General features: G+C 46.4%; 18 protein-coding genes and 2 pseudogenes. 9 read left to right on the top strand and 11 right to left on the bottom strand.

The features are described 5' to 3' along the window. Window positions 1-165: 165 nt before the first annotated feature. The 5 genes and pseudogenes from AC3EMD_RS13770 to AC3EMD_RS13750 all read right to left on the bottom strand — a co-directional run. The gene (locus tag AC3EMD_RS13770) at window positions 166-666 is read right to left on the bottom strand and encodes a hypothetical protein (RefSeq protein WP_224229942.1); all 501 of its coding nucleotides are present in this window, start codon (window positions 664-666) and stop codon (window positions 166-168) included. Continuing rightward, window positions 663-1,958 carry an AAA family ATPase gene (locus tag AC3EMD_RS13765; RefSeq protein WP_224229941.1) on the bottom strand — a complete coding sequence of 432 codons (1,296 nt, stop codon included), beginning with the start codon at window positions 1,956-1,958 and terminating at the stop codon, window positions 663-665. The genes AC3EMD_RS13770 and AC3EMD_RS13765 overlap by 4 nt, the downstream gene beginning before the upstream one ends. A 13-nt stretch (window positions 1,959-1,971) precedes the next feature. Beyond that, window positions 1,972-2,364: a hypothetical protein gene (locus tag AC3EMD_RS13760; RefSeq protein ID WP_436799130.1), complete on the bottom strand. Its 393-nt coding sequence runs from the start codon at window positions 2,362-2,364 to the stop codon at window positions 1,972-1,974. Window positions 2,365-2,779: 415 nt separating this feature from the next. Next, window positions 2,780-3,952, bottom strand: coding sequence for a diguanylate phosphodiesterase (locus AC3EMD_RS13755; RefSeq protein ID WP_118280128.1), 1,173 nt, complete (start codon window positions 3,950-3,952; stop codon window positions 2,780-2,782). A 311-nt stretch (window positions 3,953-4,263) separates the two neighbouring features. Further along, window positions 4,264-4,483: pseudogene (locus AC3EMD_RS13750) on the bottom strand (SOS response-associated peptidase); the annotation flags it as partial. A 277-nt stretch (window positions 4,484-4,760) separates the two neighbouring features. On the opposite strand from AC3EMD_RS13750, the pseudogene AC3EMD_RS13745 reads away from it, so the two are divergent. Both AC3EMD_RS13745 and AC3EMD_RS13740 read left to right on the top strand, forming a co-directional pair. Then, window positions 4,761-5,009 (top strand): annotated as a pseudogene (locus AC3EMD_RS13745) (M3 family metallopeptidase); the annotation flags it as partial. A gap of 530 nt (window positions 5,010-5,539) precedes the next feature. Continuing rightward, complete coding sequence (locus tag AC3EMD_RS13740; protein WP_032754319.1) at window positions 5,540-7,234, top strand: thiamine pyrophosphate-binding protein; 1,695 nt, start codon at window positions 5,540-5,542, stop codon at window positions 7,232-7,234. On the opposite strand, the gene AC3EMD_RS13735 is transcribed toward AC3EMD_RS13740, so the two are convergent. The 3 genes from AC3EMD_RS13735 to AC3EMD_RS13725 form a co-directional block, all read right to left on the bottom strand. Next, window positions 7,231-8,151: a LysR family transcriptional regulator gene (locus AC3EMD_RS13735; protein WP_110199181.1), complete on the bottom strand. Its 921-nt coding sequence runs from the start codon at window positions 8,149-8,151 to the stop codon at window positions 7,231-7,233. The genes AC3EMD_RS13740 and AC3EMD_RS13735 overlap by 4 nt on opposite strands. A gap of 67 nt (window positions 8,152-8,218) precedes the next feature. Beyond that, window positions 8,219-8,851 (bottom strand): histidine phosphatase family protein, encoded by a 633-nt coding sequence (locus AC3EMD_RS13730; RefSeq protein ID WP_109956297.1) that lies wholly within the window; start codon window positions 8,849-8,851, stop codon window positions 8,219-8,221. Window positions 8,852-9,143: 292 nt separating this feature from the next. Then, on the bottom strand, window positions 9,144-9,548 hold the full coding sequence (locus AC3EMD_RS13725; protein ID WP_023297568.1) for a carboxymuconolactone decarboxylase family protein: 405 nt from the start codon (window positions 9,546-9,548) through the stop codon (window positions 9,144-9,146). A gap of 101 nt (window positions 9,549-9,649) precedes the next feature. On the opposite strand from AC3EMD_RS13725, the gene AC3EMD_RS13720 reads away from it, so the two are divergent. Both AC3EMD_RS13720 and AC3EMD_RS13715 read left to right on the top strand, forming a co-directional pair. Beyond that, the gene (locus AC3EMD_RS13720; protein WP_016160975.1) at window positions 9,650-10,561 is read left to right on the top strand and encodes a LysR family transcriptional regulator; all 912 of its coding nucleotides are present in this window, start codon (window positions 9,650-9,652) and stop codon (window positions 10,559-10,561) included. 270 nt (window positions 10,562-10,831) lie between these two features. Next, window positions 10,832-11,215: a hypothetical protein gene (locus tag AC3EMD_RS13715; RefSeq protein WP_100751167.1), complete on the top strand. Its 384-nt coding sequence runs from the start codon at window positions 10,832-10,834 to the stop codon at window positions 11,213-11,215. 23 nt (window positions 11,216-11,238) lie between these two features. Here the strand turns inward: AC3EMD_RS13715 and AC3EMD_RS13710 are convergent, their stop codons facing one another. Then, window positions 11,239-11,448, bottom strand: a complete 210-nt coding sequence (locus AC3EMD_RS13710; RefSeq protein ID WP_142668549.1) for a hypothetical protein — start codon at window positions 11,446-11,448, stop codon at window positions 11,239-11,241. Window positions 11,449-11,606: 158 nt separating this feature from the next. Between AC3EMD_RS13710 and AC3EMD_RS13705 the strand changes: the two genes are divergently transcribed. The 3 genes from AC3EMD_RS13705 (at window position 11,607) to AC3EMD_RS13695 (ending at window position 13,663) form a co-directional block, all read left to right on the top strand. Next, on the top strand, window positions 11,607-12,188 hold the full coding sequence (locus AC3EMD_RS13705; RefSeq protein ID WP_043875320.1) for a cytochrome b/b6 domain-containing protein: 582 nt from the start codon (window positions 11,607-11,609) through the stop codon (window positions 12,186-12,188). Between the two features lie 53 nt (window positions 12,189-12,241). Next, window positions 12,242-12,931 carry a VIT1/CCC1 transporter family protein gene (locus tag AC3EMD_RS13700; RefSeq protein ID WP_302074172.1) on the top strand — a complete coding sequence of 230 codons (690 nt, stop codon included), beginning with the start codon at window positions 12,242-12,244 and terminating at the stop codon, window positions 12,929-12,931. A gap of 144 nt (window positions 12,932-13,075) precedes the next feature. Continuing rightward, entirely contained in the window at window positions 13,076-13,663 is a 588-nt protein-coding gene (locus tag AC3EMD_RS13695; protein WP_109956296.1) for a LysE family translocator, read from the top strand. Between the two features lie 10 nt (window positions 13,664-13,673). Here AC3EMD_RS13695 and AC3EMD_RS13690 read toward each other — a convergent pair whose 3' ends face one another. Next, window positions 13,674-14,567, bottom strand: coding sequence for a LysR family transcriptional regulator (locus AC3EMD_RS13690; protein ID WP_012968291.1), 894 nt, complete (start codon window positions 14,565-14,567; stop codon window positions 13,674-13,676). Window positions 14,568-14,786: 219 nt separating this feature from the next. On the opposite strand from AC3EMD_RS13690, the gene AC3EMD_RS13685 reads away from it, so the two are divergent. Together AC3EMD_RS13685 and AC3EMD_RS13680 are read left to right on the top strand one after the other, a co-directional pair. Continuing rightward, window positions 14,787-15,332 carry a GNAT family N-acetyltransferase gene (locus AC3EMD_RS13685; protein ID WP_048271700.1) on the top strand — a complete coding sequence of 182 codons (546 nt, stop codon included), beginning with the start codon at window positions 14,787-14,789 and terminating at the stop codon, window positions 15,330-15,332. Window positions 15,333-15,679: 347 nt separating this feature from the next. Further along, a complete protein-coding gene (locus tag AC3EMD_RS13680; protein ID WP_016160978.1) occupies window positions 15,680-15,802 on the top strand; it encodes a small membrane protein in 123 nt (40 codons plus the stop codon). Here the strand turns inward: AC3EMD_RS13680 and AC3EMD_RS13675 are convergent. Next, window positions 15,799-16,428 carry a helix-turn-helix transcriptional regulator gene (locus AC3EMD_RS13675; protein ID WP_012541798.1) on the bottom strand — a complete coding sequence of 210 codons (630 nt, stop codon included), beginning with the start codon at window positions 16,426-16,428 and terminating at the stop codon, window positions 15,799-15,801. The genes AC3EMD_RS13680 and AC3EMD_RS13675 overlap by 4 nt on opposite strands. Between the last annotated feature and the right edge of the window lie 399 nt (window positions 16,429-16,827).

The following is a 16,827-nucleotide window of genomic DNA, read 5'->3' as shown; positions in this document are numbered from 1 at the left end:
CTAAATCTAATAAAGATTAAGTCGTTTTACCGATGAACTATTGTCGTTAATACTGTGTAGTACATAAATCCATACGCGACAGTGTTAAAAAACGGTAATTGCAAGATCAGCTCTGAACCAACATAATTAATCAAAAAAGTCACCAGCGTTGAGGTGACAGGCCTACTATCTAGCGAGATTCCTTCTAGGAGTATGCCTATATTGATTCAAATCACTATCAAGTGACCAGATAAATACTTCCGTAAGAGGAAATCTTTCAACGCATTTCTCATATTCTACAATAATACTTAGATCGCCAAAACTTGTTCCTTCAGATGGCTTATTTGGGGACTTATTTTGACCAGCCAACTGCGGAAATCGATCAAGCCATGAGAGTATTTCTGTGGTATTAGGAAACTCGCTCGTGCGATAAGGGGCCTCACCTGTAAAGGCTCCTTGTACTGTTATGCGGAAACGTTCTGCTGTTTCTCGCCTGAGTGTGCCATTACCATTTTGTGCGATATGATTGCCTGTTTCAATGATCGTAGCCATTGGTAAAATAAATGTTGTTTCAAGTTGAACAAAGTCCGAATAACTCTGAATGATTGAATCTTTATCTTGGCTTTTTCCTGGTACGTTCAATAGATTCAAGAAAACAGAGGTATCAATGATGCAGACAGTACTCATTGTTTGCCCCCCTGCATTTTCGCTAGCCAGTCAATTGCATTTTTTTTCTTCTGTTCAGGCGTAACCGGTGATTTAACAAAGCGATCTACAACACCATTGGTTACCAGCTCACCCAAAGGTCCTTGGGAAACCAGACCCGGGAAATCATTCAAATCCGATAATCTCATTAGCTGACTATCCCCAGTATCTTGATTGCGATAACAAAACACTACATCGCCTAATGCGGAATCAGGTAAAGCGTCCATAAGCGCCGGATTGTGCGTGGACATTAATAATCGAATGTCTCTTTTTTGAGCTTGTTCACGCATCGTAGTCAGTAATTGCCTTGCACGGGAAGGATGAACACCATTATCCACTTCCTCTATGACCAGAGTCGCCCCTTGTGGAATTGATAACAAAGCTGCTGCGATTGCCAGCACTCGCAGTGTTCCGTCAGAAAGTAACTCCACCGAGCATTTTCGATCCTGATTGCCGAAAGACTCTAGTAATTCCAGAGATACTTTTCCCCTTCTATCTTCAAAGAAGGTTATATCTTTAACATCTTGTTCTGGTAAGCTTTTGATGAAATCGACAATTACCGGCTTTGCATTTTCATTCTTCCAAAGAGTAAACAACACGCCAGACAGATTGGCACAATCGCCACGCAGGCGTTTTTCTGGATAACTATCACCTCGCATTAGTGACGGCACAGGATCTAAAAAAAGTGTATTTGATAGCAAATTCTGAAATAAGGTCGTGGTTACAGGAATTTCTCTCTGAGCCTTTTTATGCCCTGAATCAAACATTGCTGATGATGCCAGTTGATTCATAATTGCAATCTGGTCAGTACAATTTACTTGAGGCTTACGCCCACCTCGCGAAAAGTTGTTGTAGGCCACCCGTACATCAGTACCCAAGCCTGAAGAAACCTGTTCTATTCGGTAAAGAGGAGAAGTCTCCTTCGTTGAGGTAATCGTCTCTTGAGAAATGTGAAGTTCTTGTTCTCGTGAGGTGATCTCAACTTCAAAATGGTTCCAATGGCTGTCATCAATGGAGCAGCCTAGCCTGAATGTGTTTGCGCCCAAATACCCTAGGTCTTTTACCTGGCCGCGAAGGATTTGCTCGGAGTCATCAACACGATGTTTAAGGACTGACAGTTTCTGCCCCTGCGCAAGCCAGGACAGAAAACGAAATGCTTCTAGGGCGTTACTTTTACCGGAAGCATTTGCACCAATCATGAGTGTTAAGGAAGACAGATGTAACGTCTGCTGTTTGTAACTTTTAAAATCTTTAATCAGAATTTCTGTTAACATATACTCTCCTGTATCACATCTCGCATCCTTCTTCTGTACCGTAGATGAGAGGGCTTGATTGATATAGTTCCACCCTTTGCAACATAATAGCAAAAAATGGGGGAAATGTATCTAATGTCAGGAAGTTGCAGATCTTTCCTGTGCTGTTTAATGGCTTTCGCATAATCCTAGACCATTGGAACGATAAATAGCAGATAGGACACAAAATCCCTTCAGTGTTCGATTTTTTTTCAGTCTGATGTTGATAGCGTAAACACCATAGCTGTTTGCTACTTTTTAACATCGCTTTAATACCATGCGCTGCTGTTTTGACCGGGTACAACTGTGATGTATGAGTTATAAATGGAATGCCATCAGGAATGAGGTTCCAGCGACTTAGCCAGGGTTTTAACTTGAACGTATCCATAAAGCTTCCTTTAACATCCTTACAATCAAAGTGGGAAACAGGTATGCATTCAGGCATTTTAACCCATAGGTGAAGCGCTTTCCTGCATGTTGTTTTCTAGTCAGACAATGTCCGCTCCTGGCACATTGCGGACGTTATAAATTTATAGCCGCTCAATAATTAGTTCTGGCCCTTGGTTTTTCACGTCACCCATGGCACGCGAGACCGGGTGCAAGAAGAAATGCTCAGCAGGCACTACTCCGCCTCTGGTAGTCTCAACTGCCTGCAACCTGGGGACATCCTGCCTCATCTATTCGCGCACTGCTACGGTGTCACGGCTAGCGGGCATAGGTGGTCAAAGTCAATCAGGCGTTTATTGGTCTCAAATTCAAGGTCAGTAAAACGCCTTAAAATTCATCACTGCTTTCTGCTGTTACTAAATCTCCACAGGATCCGGCCAGCTTACAAATGGTAAGCCGTCATCTGAGTAGCCAGAAAAAAGGGGGCCTTGGAAGTAAGCGATACCTGCTGACTCCAGCCACATCCATTCTTCAGCTTTTTCGATTCCTGTAGCGCATATTCTTATCTCCAGAGTATCACAGCAATTGATTATGCTTTGAACTACGGCTTGTTTCGCGCCATCCATGTGAATATTTCTTATGAGCTCACTATGAATTTTGATTTTTTCAGGCTGGAATTTTGTTAGAAGAAGTAATCCTGCATGTCCAGACCCAAAGTCATTAATAGCAACGCTTATACCAGCGCTTTTAAGTATTCGTAGTGCATGTAAAAAATCATCAATATTGGCGAACAGATCTTTTTCTAGAAATTCGATGATAATTTGTTCAGGGATAAGGCCGCTTTGCTCAATATACTTAAGCAGCGTGCAAGGGGCATCAATAATCTTAATTATAGTCAATGGTAATAGACTAATTGAAACCCTTTGTCCAGAGTGAAGGAAACTACCAGCTTCAAGAAGAGCAACACGTTTTGATTCTAGATCATGCTGTAACAAGCCCATTCCATACAAACCCGTCGTCACGGGATTACTGAACTGGAACGAATGGACCTTTCTCGCGAGAGGGTCTACCACTGGATTTATAATGAAGGTACTAGCAACATAAGGGCTTTCAGTGATTAAAGGTTCTCTGGAAAACAACCATTCAGTAGCGGACGGCAATTCATAGTATTTTTCTTGTTGTATGGACTCTATGAATGTCCTAAAAAAACGCAATGCTCTATCATTATAAAGAAGTTGATGTTTTGCTGTTCCACGGTTCAGAATTGTTCTTAGGCAATCTTCATGACTGTGTAAATCTATATCAATTAGTTCCATCCCGGCATTACCAAATCGTCGGAAAGGTGCAACGTCATTTAAGAGTTCAACAATATTAAAGTGACGAGTATCACTACAGATCCTGGTGTAAATTTCGTTAACCTGATCTTCAGGGCCTTCCAGCAGTTGTAGAAAGTGAATCCCATTAAAAATCAATATTCCAGTGACATCACTTTTGATATTATGGGCATTTGCGAGCTCAATCATTTCCATGATTGAGGTTCTTGAAATGCTACTATGGGCATGACTACGATAAATGATAGTTGTAAGCATCTCAGTTCTCGCGATGATGTTTAAACAGATATTAGCAGACTTATGATCTAAAATCCGAGGAAATTATCAAAAATATTTAGCCTGCTACTAATGATAAGATGTCTGCAGTTTTCACGTAGGATTTGGTGGCAAGTCATCAGCACGAACTGATTATTTTACATGACAAGCAAATAAATTCTTGACATTTTAAAATGGAAAGAGTAGGGCTAACGTTTAGTTTTACTCACTTACACCATTCATCAGTGCAGCAAGCCATGTTGCCATAAGGGTCTATACATCCGACTTGTCGCGGAGGTTTCAACATGGGCTTATATGAGCACCGGTTTTTCCCTTAACCCCTGCACATAGCGCCGTGAACGGCGTTGAATGTGGCTCTTCATTACGTACGCTCAGGAGCAAAACTTTAGTCCCTGGCGCCACGTTGTAACGCCCAATCGGCTCAGGGTCGCATGCGATGTCGCGCTCGGCTTCATCCGCTAGGTATGCCAGATATTCTTCACGGGTTTGAGATTGAGCAAAGCGTCCGCACATGGTTACCTCCAGTCAGATGCCAGACTTAGAATTATAGGTCAGAAGAATAGAGTCGTTACCTCATCCTTACAGGACACTATTTGATAGTTATCAGTATGAAAAACGAACTGATAAAGGTGCTGATTAGGCATTGTTGAGAGAATGTCTTCCCCAAAACTATATGCAACTGACTGAATTGTATGAGATTGTATTTAAGCTTAAATCAACAGAATTTTCATGGCAAATGGAAGTTAACTTTATGATTTTTATTGGTAAATGCACACATTGAAAAGGATGCTTCTCCCATATCTTCGGCGGCGGCTATGCGGCAGGCTATTACGCCTATCTGTGGACCCAGATGCTGGTCGACGACGGCTATCACTGGTTCGTGGAGCAGGGTGGTTTGACCCGTGAGAACGGTCAGCGCTTCCGGGAGGCGATTCTGTCGCGCGGCAATAGCACTGATTTAGCTGAACTTTATCGCCAGTGGCGCGGGCACGATCCACAGATTGAGCCGATGCTGAAAAATCGTGGGCTGAGTGCGTAGGGCCATTTCGGGCTGACACGATAACCGGGCGCGATGCCCGGTTTTTTGTCCGATTTTTTCGGCAAAACCACTGCAAAAGTCTTTCCGAAAATGAATCCTTAAACCAGGAAAAATTTGCAAGAGGATAGAGCCTCATTTTTCACAGAGCGACTCCTTCACCCCGTCGAACCGCGATCGTTGTGATATTGCGCTGTCATCTTATCTGATGCCCGCCAGAAGGGGGTCCAGCACCAGGTGAGGCAGAGTAGATGGCTAAAGAAAACCCCACATCATGCTCGCACTGCGGCGGCGAGATTCAGCGAATAGCAAACATCAGAGAGGGTTTCGATAATGTGGCTGGCTTTGATTGAGTGTCAGTGTCTCAGTCCGTCATAGCTTTCCATCTCCTGGCGGACAGCGCATGACTTCCCATACCTAAAAGGGTATGACTGGGCATCAATATAGTATTGGAAAGGGTGTTATACCTGTTATTAAGATTGAATCACCCGCCAGACAGGGCGAAGGAATACGCAGACAGAGGTGATCAGTCTATGAGTAATGCAATAACTAAAGTCCAGAATGCCAATGCACGCCGCGGCGGTGATGTATTGTTAGAAGTTCTGGAAAGTGAAGGGGTGGAATATGTGTTTGGTAATCCAGGTACCACCGAACTGCCGTTTATGGATGCGCTGTTAAGAAAACCGTCAATTCAGTACGTGTTAGCTCTGCAGGAAGCGAGTGCAGTCGCCATGGCGGACGGTTATGCGCAGGCAGCAAAAAAACCAGGCTTTCTGAATCTGCATACCGCCGGTGGTTTAGGCCACGGCATGGGAAATCTGTTGAATGCAAAATGCTCACAGACACCTCTGGTGGTGACGGCGGGGCAGCAGGATTCACGCCACACGACAACCGACCCATTATTGTTGGGTGATCTGGTCGGTATGGGTAAAACGTTCGCGAAATGGTCGCAGGAGGTTACCCACGTTGATCAGCTACCGGTATTAGTTCGTCGGGCCTTCCACGATTCTGACGCTGCACCGAAAGGCTCCGTTTTCCTGTCGCTTCCGATGGATGTGATGGAGGCGATGAGTGCTATCGGCATTGGCGCGCCTTCTACTATCGACCGCAATGCAGTCGCGGGTTCGTTACCTTTGCTGGCGAGTAAGCTGGCGGCATTTACTCCGGGTAACGTCGCACTGATTGCCGGCGACGAAATCTATCAAAGTGAAGCGGCCAATGAGGTTGTTGCTCTTGCTGAGATGCTTGCCGCTGACGTGTACGGTTCAACATGGCCGAACCGGATCCCCTACCCAACAGCACACCCTCTCTGGCGGGGCAATCTGTCCACGAAAGCGACGGAAATTAACCGAGCATTAAGCCAGTACGATGCTATTTTTGCCCTTGGTGGTAAGTCGCTTATCACTATTCTTTATACCGAAGGTCAGGCAGTGCCGGAGCAGTGCAAAGTGTTCCAGTTATCAGCCGATGCGGGCGACCTGGGACGCACCTACAGTAGTGAACTCTCAGTGGTTGGCGATATTAAATCATCGTTAAAGGTGCTACTTCCTGAACTGGAGAAAGCCACGGCAAACCATCGCCGTGATTATCAACGCCGTTTTGAAAAGGCGATTAATGAGTTTAAATTGAGCAAAGAAAGTCTGCTCGGGCAGGTTCAGGAACAACAATCTGCTACGGTAATTACGCCGCTGGTGGCGGCGTTTGAGGCAGCAAGGGCGATCGGACCAGATGTGGCCATTGTTGACGAGGCGATTGCCACCAGCGGCTCGCTTCGCAAGTCTCTCAACAGTCACCGCGCGGATCAATATGCCTTTTTACGCGGCGGTGGCCTGGGATGGGGGATGCCCGCGGCGGTGGGCTATTCACTCGGTTTGGGAAAAGCGCCTGTGGTGTGTTTTGTGGGAGACGGCGCGGCGATGTACTCCCCTCAGGCTCTCTGGACGGCCGCACACGAAAAACTGCCAGTCACCTTTATTGTCATGAATAACACGGAATATAACGTATTGAAAAACTTCATGCGTTCACAGGCGGATTATACGTCGGCCCAAACAGATCGCTTCATCGCAATGGATTTGGTTAATCCGGCAGTGGATTATCAGGCACTGGGTGCCTCGATGGGGCTGGAGACCCGAAAAGTTATCCGTGCCGGCGATATCGGCCCGGCCGTTGAGGCCGCACTGGCGAGTGGCAAGCCTAACGTGATCGAAATCATCATCAGTAAAAGTTAATCGTTAATCCGTCCGGCCTGTGCCGCATCCAGTTTATCCCTGATGCTGCGGCACAGGTTCACAAAACCCGGTAAAGCCGGATTAGTGTTCTTTGCCGACCACATCAGCATATTCTCCACCATATTCGGATTTTTCAGCTTCCGGTAAACCACACCGCGTAATTGAGCATTCTCCATACTGGCGGGAATAAGCGCGACACCAACACCATGGGCCACAAAATTCATCACAGTCTGCTGCACGGAGGCTTCCAGACCTATTTGCGGACTAAATCCAGCTTTGAGGCACTGATGAAGGATGGAATCATAGAGCATCGGAGCGCTCTCGCGCGGAACCGTGATGAACGGGTCATCACAGAGTGATTCAAGCCTGAAATGCTCGTGTTGAACCTGGGGGTGGTTGGCAGGGAGGGCGGCAATGAGCGGCTCACGCAAGAGCACCAGTGAATGAATCCCCGGCGTGGCCGTCTCGGAGAAGCTGATTGCCGCGTCCAATCTGCCATCCTGTAATGCGGCGTGTAAATCAGAGGGGACCCTCTCCTGAAAATGCAATTCCACGTCGGAACAGGTATTCCTGTGCTGCATCGCAACATGCGGCACAACGCTATAGCTGGCATACATTGTTGCGCCTAATTTCAGAACCCCTTTCTGCCCTGATTCTATTGCCCGTACGTTATTACAGGCCTGCTCCAGCATTGCCAGCATCGCGCGGCAGTCCAGCAGAAATTGCTCCCCGGCAAGGGTTAAACTGACCCCTTTTGCGGCCCGGTTAAATAGCTTTGCACCGAGGATAGTTTCCAGCTGGGCTATTTGCCGGCTTAAGGGAGGCTGCGAAATATTAAGTTTACTGGCGGCTTTGCCAATGTTTCCGATTTCAGCAACAGTGCAAAAGTTAATCAACTGATTAAGGGTTGGTTTCATAAGCATTCCTGAAGCGGGTTCATATCTTCCAGGGTATCACTTGTTTGCCGCAGAGGGGCATATGAAATTAAGCGTTCTGGCGTTCGAGTTGAAGCAGGTGTGTGGCAATTCCCCATCTGATTGCCAGGCATTTCCCATCCCGGAAATCGAACACCGAGTAACTTGCATTAGGGTGAGCGTACCGCGAAAAATTATCAATAGTCCCTTCTTTAAGCACCGCCAGCACGCCCTGGCTGACTTGCCCGTGCGTGACAATACAGATGCGCTGATGTTCTGTGGCTTCTGGTAGGTTGTGTATGAAACCTGTTACTCGTCGGGTTGCTTGTGCTAATGACTCTCCTTGTGGTGGGCAATACTCGGCATCATGTGTGAATAACGCATGCGCATCGTGGGGACGTTGTTGCATGAGTTGTGACGTTAACATACCTTCGAACTGGCCAAAGGCCTGTTCTTTGAGGGCCGGCTCAGCTATCAATGGGCAACGAAAATGGTCAGCCAGGCGCTGTCCCATTTGCCAGGCACGACCAAGCGGAGACGTGTAAACGCAGTCTACCCGGTAATCACTCGCTGCAAACGCGGCAAGTAAAGCTGATGTTTGGCGCTCCCCGCGGGGGGTTAACGCACTGTCACTCTGTCCCTGAATTATTCCTTTTATATTCCACTCTGTTTCCGCGTGTCGAACAAGTATCACTTGCATCATTAAATGGCCATGTATGTTGTTGATTTAAATTCTACCGTTTAGACAAATCCCTTTAATAGCGTGGGATTTTTAGCACTGGACGAAGACAGGTTCTGCCTCCCCGCTTTCCTTGTATCTGACAGCATGTAGTGATGAGATACCGTCTCTGAAATCGAGTTAGCCATCCCATTCCCTTAATCAGTGACGCCTGGTTAGGAATGTGCTGCAGACAATCCAAAAAACGCGCCAGGCAATGACCCGAGCCAGCACGCTTGTCAAATGGGATGGCTAGAATGACAAACAGCGATTGTCTTCAGGACATTTTCGCTTCGACGTTTAACTCAGCATTTATAATATCGCGTATATTGACGAGTGCATTGCGCACCGCGGCGCCTCCTGCATAAAACAGTAATTGCAGGACAACCTCGATGATTTCTTCTCTGGTTGCCCCTGCATTTAGCGCTGCCTGAGCGTGTGCCCTCAATTGTGGAACCGTATGACCCAGAGTGACGCAGGAAGCAATGACAACCAGCTCCCGAGTTTTAGCGTCCAGCCCCGGGCGTGCAAGGATGCCTCCCATAGCCCATTCGATCGAGATATCAGTAAAATCAGGGCACAAATCGGCCATGTCCTTTCGTAGTTCTTCTCCTGCGCCATTTCCATACAGCTCATTAAACAATCTCATTCCTCGCTCACGGAGCTCTGTATTGGTCATCATTTTTAACCCTCCTGCACTAAGTGAAAACAGATTAAAACCCGCTGGTGAAATTTGATAAACAGCGTTATGTTTTTATCTTTAACAAGCCAGGCTTGATAATAGTGAATAAACTGGAAAGTATGGCGGTGTTTGTCCGCGTCGTGGACAGGGGCAGCTTTAGCGCTGTTGCTGAAGAGATGCGAATCAGCGGAACCATGGTTGGGCTGCATATCAAAGCGTTAGAGGAACATCTCGGCGTTCGCTTACTTAATCGCACAACGCGTCGGCAAAGTCTGACCGATTTTGGTCAGGGTTATTATCAGAGTTGCCGCCGGATATTAGCTGATATTGAAGATAGCGAGTCACAGGCATTTGCTCTTCACCAGAAGCCACGTGGAAAACTGAGAGTAGGTTGCCCAGTCTCCTTTGGTGTCCATGCGCTTTCGCCTGTTACTGCTCAGTTTCTTATTGAATGGACTGATATGGCAGTAGACCTGGTGCTGAGCGATAAATCGATGGATATGGCAGATGAAGGTTTAGATGTCATGATTAAGATTGGTGAGCTCCTGCATGTTAATACACTTGTTGCCCGTCCGATAGCGCCATATCGCTCAGTCATGTGTGCATCTCCGGCCTATATAAAACGGGCAGGGGAACCCATAACACCTGAAGAGTTATGCCATCATCGATGTCTTGGGTTTGCCCATCCCATTGCAGCGAATGAATGGACACTTCAGAGGGAAGGCAAACCTGTCAGAGCTCCGGTAAACATCACGATGACCTGTAACAATGGGGAAGCATTGCGAAGGGCAGCATTGAATGGATTGGGAATTATTATGCAACCCGAGATCCTGTTGGCTGAAGATTTGCAACATGGCCGACTGCTGCCTCTGATGTCTGAATTTCAACCATTAGCTAAGCCAGTGCATATATTGACCTTTGCAAACCGTCAACAGTTACCAAAAATCCGTTTATACGTTGATTTTTTATTGAAAAATTTCAGTGCATCACTCTACGCATTGAACCTTGAATAAATAATGAATTATACGCGGCTACGGCTGACCGAATGCCGCATCGGTGGCAGAGAGGCACCATCTGACGTTGATAATACGTAATAATTCGCCTTTGTCCCGAACGTGCGTCCCTTTTTAATCTTGACTTTGCATAAGATTGCTCGGTATGTTTCTCATCGTAGTGTATTATGCCAGATAAAAAAGCCGTCTTAGCGTGGATTATATCGTTCAAATGATATATTCGCGCTAATGATTTTTACCCAGGGAAGCAATGAATAAGGAAGTGCGCGAGTGTCTGATTGGAATATTATTGTGCTGTCTCTATTTTCAGCGACGTACCTGCCTTTGTTCTGGTTCGTAGGCATGCGGATAGCCTCTGAGGACATTCTCAGAAAGAGTAAATTTTACGAAGCGGATCCAAATGTTTTAGTCCCTGGATGGGCGAAGATATGCACGACAGTATTCTGTGTTTTGCATTACTGCCTGTTCCTCATTCCGCTGACTATGGTTGACTGGTTACATGGCTTGGCTGCATTTGGCGCAGGAATTCTGTTGCTTGTGTTTCTCCCTTTATTCAGGAAAAGCTATATGCCTGTTTTTAAAGCACACGCTGTGCGCGTTCACAGGAGAGACCCTTCAACAGGTCGATTATTAATTCGTGTGTTGAAGGCTTAGACTTTTGGTTGAAGATGCTCTGTTTAGCCTTTATTCATATTACGTAAGTCTTCAAGCAAACCAGGTCCGTCCGGTAACCAACCCAGATGAGTCTGGGTAGCTTTGCCTGAAGCACCAGGATCAACATGAGCCAGTGCCAAACGAACCACGATAATGTTTACCCATTGAGGCAGCGTCTTCTTCTGTCGCTCCACGAGGAAATAAGGCGGAGGAGACAGGCACATCAGTTTCACGAGTAAGTCCATGGATGCTATTAGCTGCTGAGATAGCCGGTATGGTTTGCCTTTTATTCATACATCATTCAGTGCACTTCAACATCAAGGCGTTAAGGTTGCGTTAACAAACAGACGCAATACTGATGTGGCCGATCCCCTTATAAAATGGCCAAATGATGAACGAACAACTTCGCAATGCGCTTCCGCACAAAGACACCCCTTTTTTCCGCATGCTGCATATTATTGTCGCCACCCTGATTCTGCTGCAGATCATTAGTTCTAATCTCACCGAAAGTGAGGCGCTTCGCGACGTAACTCTGACCGGAGTCGTGACATGGTTCCATGTTATCTCTGGATTCGCGCTGATGGTTCTTGGTGTAGTGATGCTGGTATGGATGCTTAAACAACGTGGGTTTCGTTACTATTTTGCCTGGTCGTCCCTTGATTTTCGCGGTGTAGTTGAAGACATTAAAATGCTAATGACATTTCGTCTTCCTGAAGCACATGCCGGTGGCATAGCGGCGATGATCCAGGGGCTTGGCGTACTTGCTTTGTTGGCGGTCGCACTCTGTGGAGGGCTCTGGTTTGTACTGGACACCGCGCCAGGGACGTCAACGGCGCTGGCAGAAGCGGTCCTGCATTTGCATAAATTTCTGACGGTGTTCATTGAAACCTATTTCTGGGCGCATGGTGCGATGGGGTTGCTGCATATCTTCCTCACCTTTCGCAGTCAAAAGAAACATCCCGTTATTGGATAAGGTTGTGCTCTCTCGCTAATCCCGATGAGGATGCGTATTAAAAGGTAAAAGGCATGCATCTTGAACGACACAGCATTGAAAGCGTCGGTTGGTTAAGGGCGGCGGTACTCGGGGCGAATGACGGGATTGTCTCAACCGCCAGCCTGGTGCTCGGCGTGGCGTCTGCAAATACCAGCCCTTCGGGCGTGTCGCTGGCCGGTGTCGCCGGGCTGGTTGCTGGCGCCATGTCGATGGCAACAGGGGAATATGTTTCGGTATCATCCCAGGCGGATACGGAAACCGCCGCGCTTGCCGAGGAAAAAAGTGAGCTGGACGCAGATTATCAGGGAGAGGTACGGGAGCTGACGTCTCTTTATATCCAACGCGGAGTGGAGCCTGCGCTTGCCCGCCAGGTTGCAGAGCAACTGATGGCTAAAGATGCCCTCGAGGCCCATGCCCGCGAAGAGTTGGGATTAACGGATACTCATTCTGCGCGACCTTTGCAGGCGGCCATTTTTTCGGCCGTGAGTTTTTCAGCCGGGGCGGGGTTACCCTTGATCGTTGCAGTGCTATCGCCAGCAAAACTGACTGTTATCGCGATTTTCCTATCCACTCTCTGTTCACTGGCTGCTCTTGGCTATTTCTCTTCCGTGGTGAGTAACGCACCGCCTGTCAGAGCTATCAGCAGAATTACGTTCTGGAGCACGCTGGCCATGCTTTTTTCGATGGGGATTGGGCGCATAGCCGGGCAGGTACTGCTGTAAAATTGCTAAATTATCAAACACACCTTTAGAGAATGAGCTATTTAATCTAACGTCCATATCGGGGTAGTCTTTAAATATAGCGAAATAACTTGTTATATAAATCTCGCTACAACGATATCTTTCATTGGCAACGTGGACGAAAAAATGGTTTTGATGGCTACTATGTTTCTGTATTCTCTGGCTCTGTCGTTTTCGCCCGGGCCAGTCAATATGGTCATTATCTCTTCAGGTGTTATGCATGGCTTTAGAAAAACATTCGCCTTCGTATCCGGTGCGACTCTGGGTTTCACCCTGTTGCTTATCTTTGTTAGTTTTGGGTTATACACAGTCATTGCCTCGCACCCATCATTTTTCAAATACCTGAATGTTCTCGGCTCGATTTTTATACTGTATCAGGGCTATAAAATTGCCACATCGCAACCTGATTGGTCATTAAAAAAGGGAAATGCACCCGGATTTGTTCAGGGAGTGTTAATGCAATGGTTCAACCCAAAAGCCTGGGCTGCCTGTACCTCTGGAACTACCTTGTTTTCTGAGCCATCAACCAGTCTGCCCCTAATACTATTCATTATTATTTACTTTTTTATCTGTTATATCTCATTATCAATTTGGGCAATATTCGGTGATAAAATGTCAACATTTCTTCAGGGAAGGGCACAAATGCGTATCTTTAATTTCTTGATGGGCGGGTTTTTATGCGTTATCGCATGTTATATGCTTTACCCACAATGATTTTAGCTGTTCAAAGCTTATGTTGTTCCATAGCGTTATAAATGTAATTAATTAGTTTATAGGCGGCGCTGCTGGTTGATATATTGGCGGGCCAAATGGCATAAACTTTTAGCGGCTCTAATGACCAGTCAGGAAGTACTTCATGCATCTCCCCGAGTTTAACATCATTTTCGCAGAGGAAACGGGGAGGTACGGCAAGCCCTATGTTCTGTTTGGCAAGGACATAGGCAGCTTCAATGTTATCAACGCATACCATAGGAGCATATTTAATGACCGCCAGTTCGCCATTTTTATGCCTGAACTCTCGAATGTTCTCTCTCATTGTTAACCCAATCCACGGCAGGGATCCCAACTCAACGGGATGCTTAATGGGGTGGTGCTGCATGAGCAAATCCTTAGACGCCACCAGTTGTCGTGGTAGAACAAATAGATGTCTTGCTTTGAGTGAACTGTCCGGGAGTTCGCCAATACGGAAGGCGACATCAATGCTATCGGCGATGATGTCCTCGCGCAGATCACTATAAGAAATACTCAGGGAAATATCCGGGTTTTCTTTGATAAAATTCGCCAGATGGCGGGTGAATGGACCGTTTAAAAAAACAGCAGGGAGGGAAATGCGCAGCTTGCCGACGGTAGAGATAGAGCGTTGTTTAAATTCAATGACGCCCTTTTCATACAGCTCCAGCATCGATCTGGCGGTCTCCAGCAAACTGATGCCATCCTGGGTTAGAGAAATTTTTCGCGTATTTCTGTACAGCAAGGCGCTATTGAGGTTTTTCTCAAGTCTGGATAAATGTGTGCTTGCTGTTGCGGTCGTCAGGCCTAACGCTGCGGCGCCACCTGAGATAGAACCTCGTTCTACAATTTTGGCAAATACTATCAGGTAGCGGATGTCATCGATCATTTACAGTCCTGTGTTCACTCAGTAATGCTGGGCGTGGAGCCAGCAAAAGCGTTAATCCATCATAGAATTAACATATCCTATTTTCATCATCGGCAGCATAATTTTTCAAATGCTTCTCAACGCTGGCTAACCGGTTCCCCGGTATGGAGATTTGTGCTTCAATGGGCAGGCAGAAATCCTCGAAGCATCATCGGTAATATTCCCCGTCAGGAGGTAAGTTTGCACATTGATACCCATCGTTTGCATCTTCGCCCGGTCATGGCTTCCGATGTCGACGATCTGTACCGAATTTATGGCGATCCCGCGACCAATACCTTCAACCCCGCAGGACCGTACCCGAATATAGACTATGCGGAAGTTGTCCTGCGGCGCTGGCTCGCGCACTGGCAAACGCACGGATTCGGAAACTGGGCAATATCAATGCGCAATACCCCTGAACACATCATTGGCTTTGGTGGCGTCAGTCTACGCAGTTATAACGATGTCACCATTAACAATCTTGGATATCGGTTTTCTACTGAGGCATGGGGAAAAGGCCTGGCCACCGAGTTTGCGATTGGCGCGATGAGATATGGCTTCGAGGTGCTTAAACTTGTGGAGATGTCAGCGGTTGTCCGGGCTAACCATCTGGCTTCGCAGAAAGTTCTCGAGAAAGCCGGGATGAGGTACATTAACGATATTGCTGATATAAAAGATGCGCCGCCAAGCCTGCTTTATTCATTGACGTTAAACGAGTGGTTAAGCCAGATCAGTGGCTGTACATAACGTTTAGGTTAACCCTGGCGACGGGTAATGACGCGGTCGCCTTGGGGGTCTTTCCGGCAAACCTGCTGGCTTGCCCACGAAGATACTCTTAGACATCCGCCCCCAATTTTATGCTGGTATTATGGGAGTAACCGCTGCGCGTCACGCCTGCTTTACCCCATACAGCGATGTGCTTTTTATTAGCTAAATGCGCACGTAATAATAAAAATAATTTCTTCAGCTTTATTCATTTTCAGAATTATCGCACAAGGTCTTACCTTAATCTGAAATGGCTGAGGGATAGTTGTTTTTGAAAACTTATACCCCGTATTATTTGATAATCATCTTTATCTCTGAAAAGGTCGTGTATGAGTAATTTTGTGCTATTAGCCCTGGCGGTGGTGTTATTGTTAACATCATTATTTTGTGGTCTGTCATATGTTAAAGACAGAAGGAAGCTTAAGATGCGTTTTAACAAAACCCGGCGTTAATGGGTTGCTATTGAGGATAGCGCAAGAGCGATGGCCGAGAATCGCGCCAGCTCTTGCTTAGTATCAATCTGGAATTTTTTCATGATGTTTATTTTGTGTGAAAAAACCGTCTTATGGCTGATGCCCAGCTCTTGCGCTATCTGTTGATTGTTCATTCCCGTTTTTATCGCATCGATAATATAAAGCTGCGATTTGGTCAATGTTAGTCGCGGGCATTTAAGGCAGCGTCTGCTGTCTTTTTCCGCCCCCCCGGCGACGGGTTTACTTAATGCCGTCAGGCGGTTTGCAATTTGCTTTTTAATGCTGCGGAGATCGGCGTTGATACTGATAAAACAGGCATCACGCAGACAAAGCGGCAAACGGTCAACCCGGGCACAGCTGTCGCTGGGGACAAAAACAAAGACAGGCGTCTGTTGCGGTATCTTCTTGAAGTACGGGTGACACAGGTAATGTTCACCGGTTTCCATTTCCGTAAAAAGCACATCAGTCTGGCTAATGATGTCAGATGAATATTCGTGAAGGGAAAAGGGCGTACAGATATTTTCTTCGATTGCGATCTCGATCAGTAGCTCGCAAATTCCCCGCTTCAGATAAATATTTTCAGTGTTAATTAAAAAATCAGGCATAGTGATGATGAACGCGAAATGGATTAAGGTTGATAAAATTCTTTGAAGCAAATTTGTTTTGCGAATATGGGCTTAGGATATTTCTAATAACAAACAAAAGCAATAAGTCCAAAATTGGACTTATTGCTGTGCGGATGATATAAGATCTTTAAAATCAGTGAGTTACGTATATTGGCCGCATAGAAGTTGTCGGCAATTTGGCACAAACTGCTTAAATTGCTTATATTGCATGCGTTAATTCTGGTCTCAAATATATTAATCAAAGTAATTTATTCACTGTGTGAATTGCTATTTCAAAAATACGTTGTGCAGGCGCGGATCCTCGATGAGATCGCGCCTGAGCGAAGCCAGGGGTTGTCTTTGACAAAAAGGGAGCGAGGTATTGTCCCGCCGCTGCGG

This window comes from Klebsiella sp. PK18, from assembly GCF_057784655.1.
Note: the sequence above shows the minus strand (reverse complement) of the source record. Positions and strands in the feature narration are given on the sequence as shown.

Excerpts from the sequence above, each read along its gene's own strand:
- AC3EMD_RS13755 (WP_118280128.1), bottom strand. The coding sequence starts at position 3,952 with ATGCTTACAACTATCATTTATCGTAGTCATGCCCATAGTAGCATTTCA.
- AC3EMD_RS13695 (WP_109956296.1), top strand. The coding sequence starts at position 13,076 with ATGGTTTTGATGGCTACTATGTTTCTGTATTCTCTGGCTCTGTCGTTT.
- AC3EMD_RS13760 (WP_436799130.1), bottom strand. The coding sequence starts at position 2,364 with ATGGATACGTTCAAGTTAAAACCCTGGCTAAGTCGCTGGAACCTCATT.
- AC3EMD_RS13735 (WP_110199181.1), bottom strand. The coding sequence starts at position 8,151 with ATGAAACCAACCCTTAATCAGTTGATTAACTTTTGCACTGTTGCTGAA.
- AC3EMD_RS13740 (WP_032754319.1), top strand. The coding sequence starts at position 5,540 with ATGAGTAATGCAATAACTAAAGTCCAGAATGCCAATGCACGCCGCGGC.
- AC3EMD_RS13690 (WP_012968291.1), bottom strand. The coding sequence starts at position 14,567 with ATGATCGATGACATCCGCTACCTGATAGTATTTGCCAAAATTGTAGAA.
- AC3EMD_RS13770 (WP_224229942.1), bottom strand. The coding sequence starts at position 666 with ATGAGTACTGTCTGCATCATTGATACCTCTGTTTTCTTGAATCTATTG.
- AC3EMD_RS13700 (WP_302074172.1), top strand. The coding sequence starts at position 12,242 with ATGCATCTTGAACGACACAGCATTGAAAGCGTCGGTTGGTTAAGGGCG.
- AC3EMD_RS13705 (WP_043875320.1), top strand. The coding sequence starts at position 11,607 with ATGAACGAACAACTTCGCAATGCGCTTCCGCACAAAGACACCCCTTTT.
- AC3EMD_RS13725 (WP_023297568.1), bottom strand. The coding sequence starts at position 9,548 with ATGATGACCAATACAGAGCTCCGTGAGCGAGGAATGAGATTGTTTAAT.
- AC3EMD_RS13680 (WP_016160978.1), top strand. The coding sequence starts at position 15,680 with ATGAGTAATTTTGTGCTATTAGCCCTGGCGGTGGTGTTATTGTTAACA.
- AC3EMD_RS13675 (WP_012541798.1), bottom strand. The coding sequence starts at position 16,428 with ATGCCTGATTTTTTAATTAACACTGAAAATATTTATCTGAAGCGGGGA.
- AC3EMD_RS13765 (WP_224229941.1), bottom strand. The coding sequence starts at position 1,958 with ATGTTAACAGAAATTCTGATTAAAGATTTTAAAAGTTACAAACAGCAG.
- AC3EMD_RS13730 (WP_109956297.1), bottom strand. The coding sequence starts at position 8,851 with ATGATGCAAGTGATACTTGTTCGACACGCGGAAACAGAGTGGAATATA.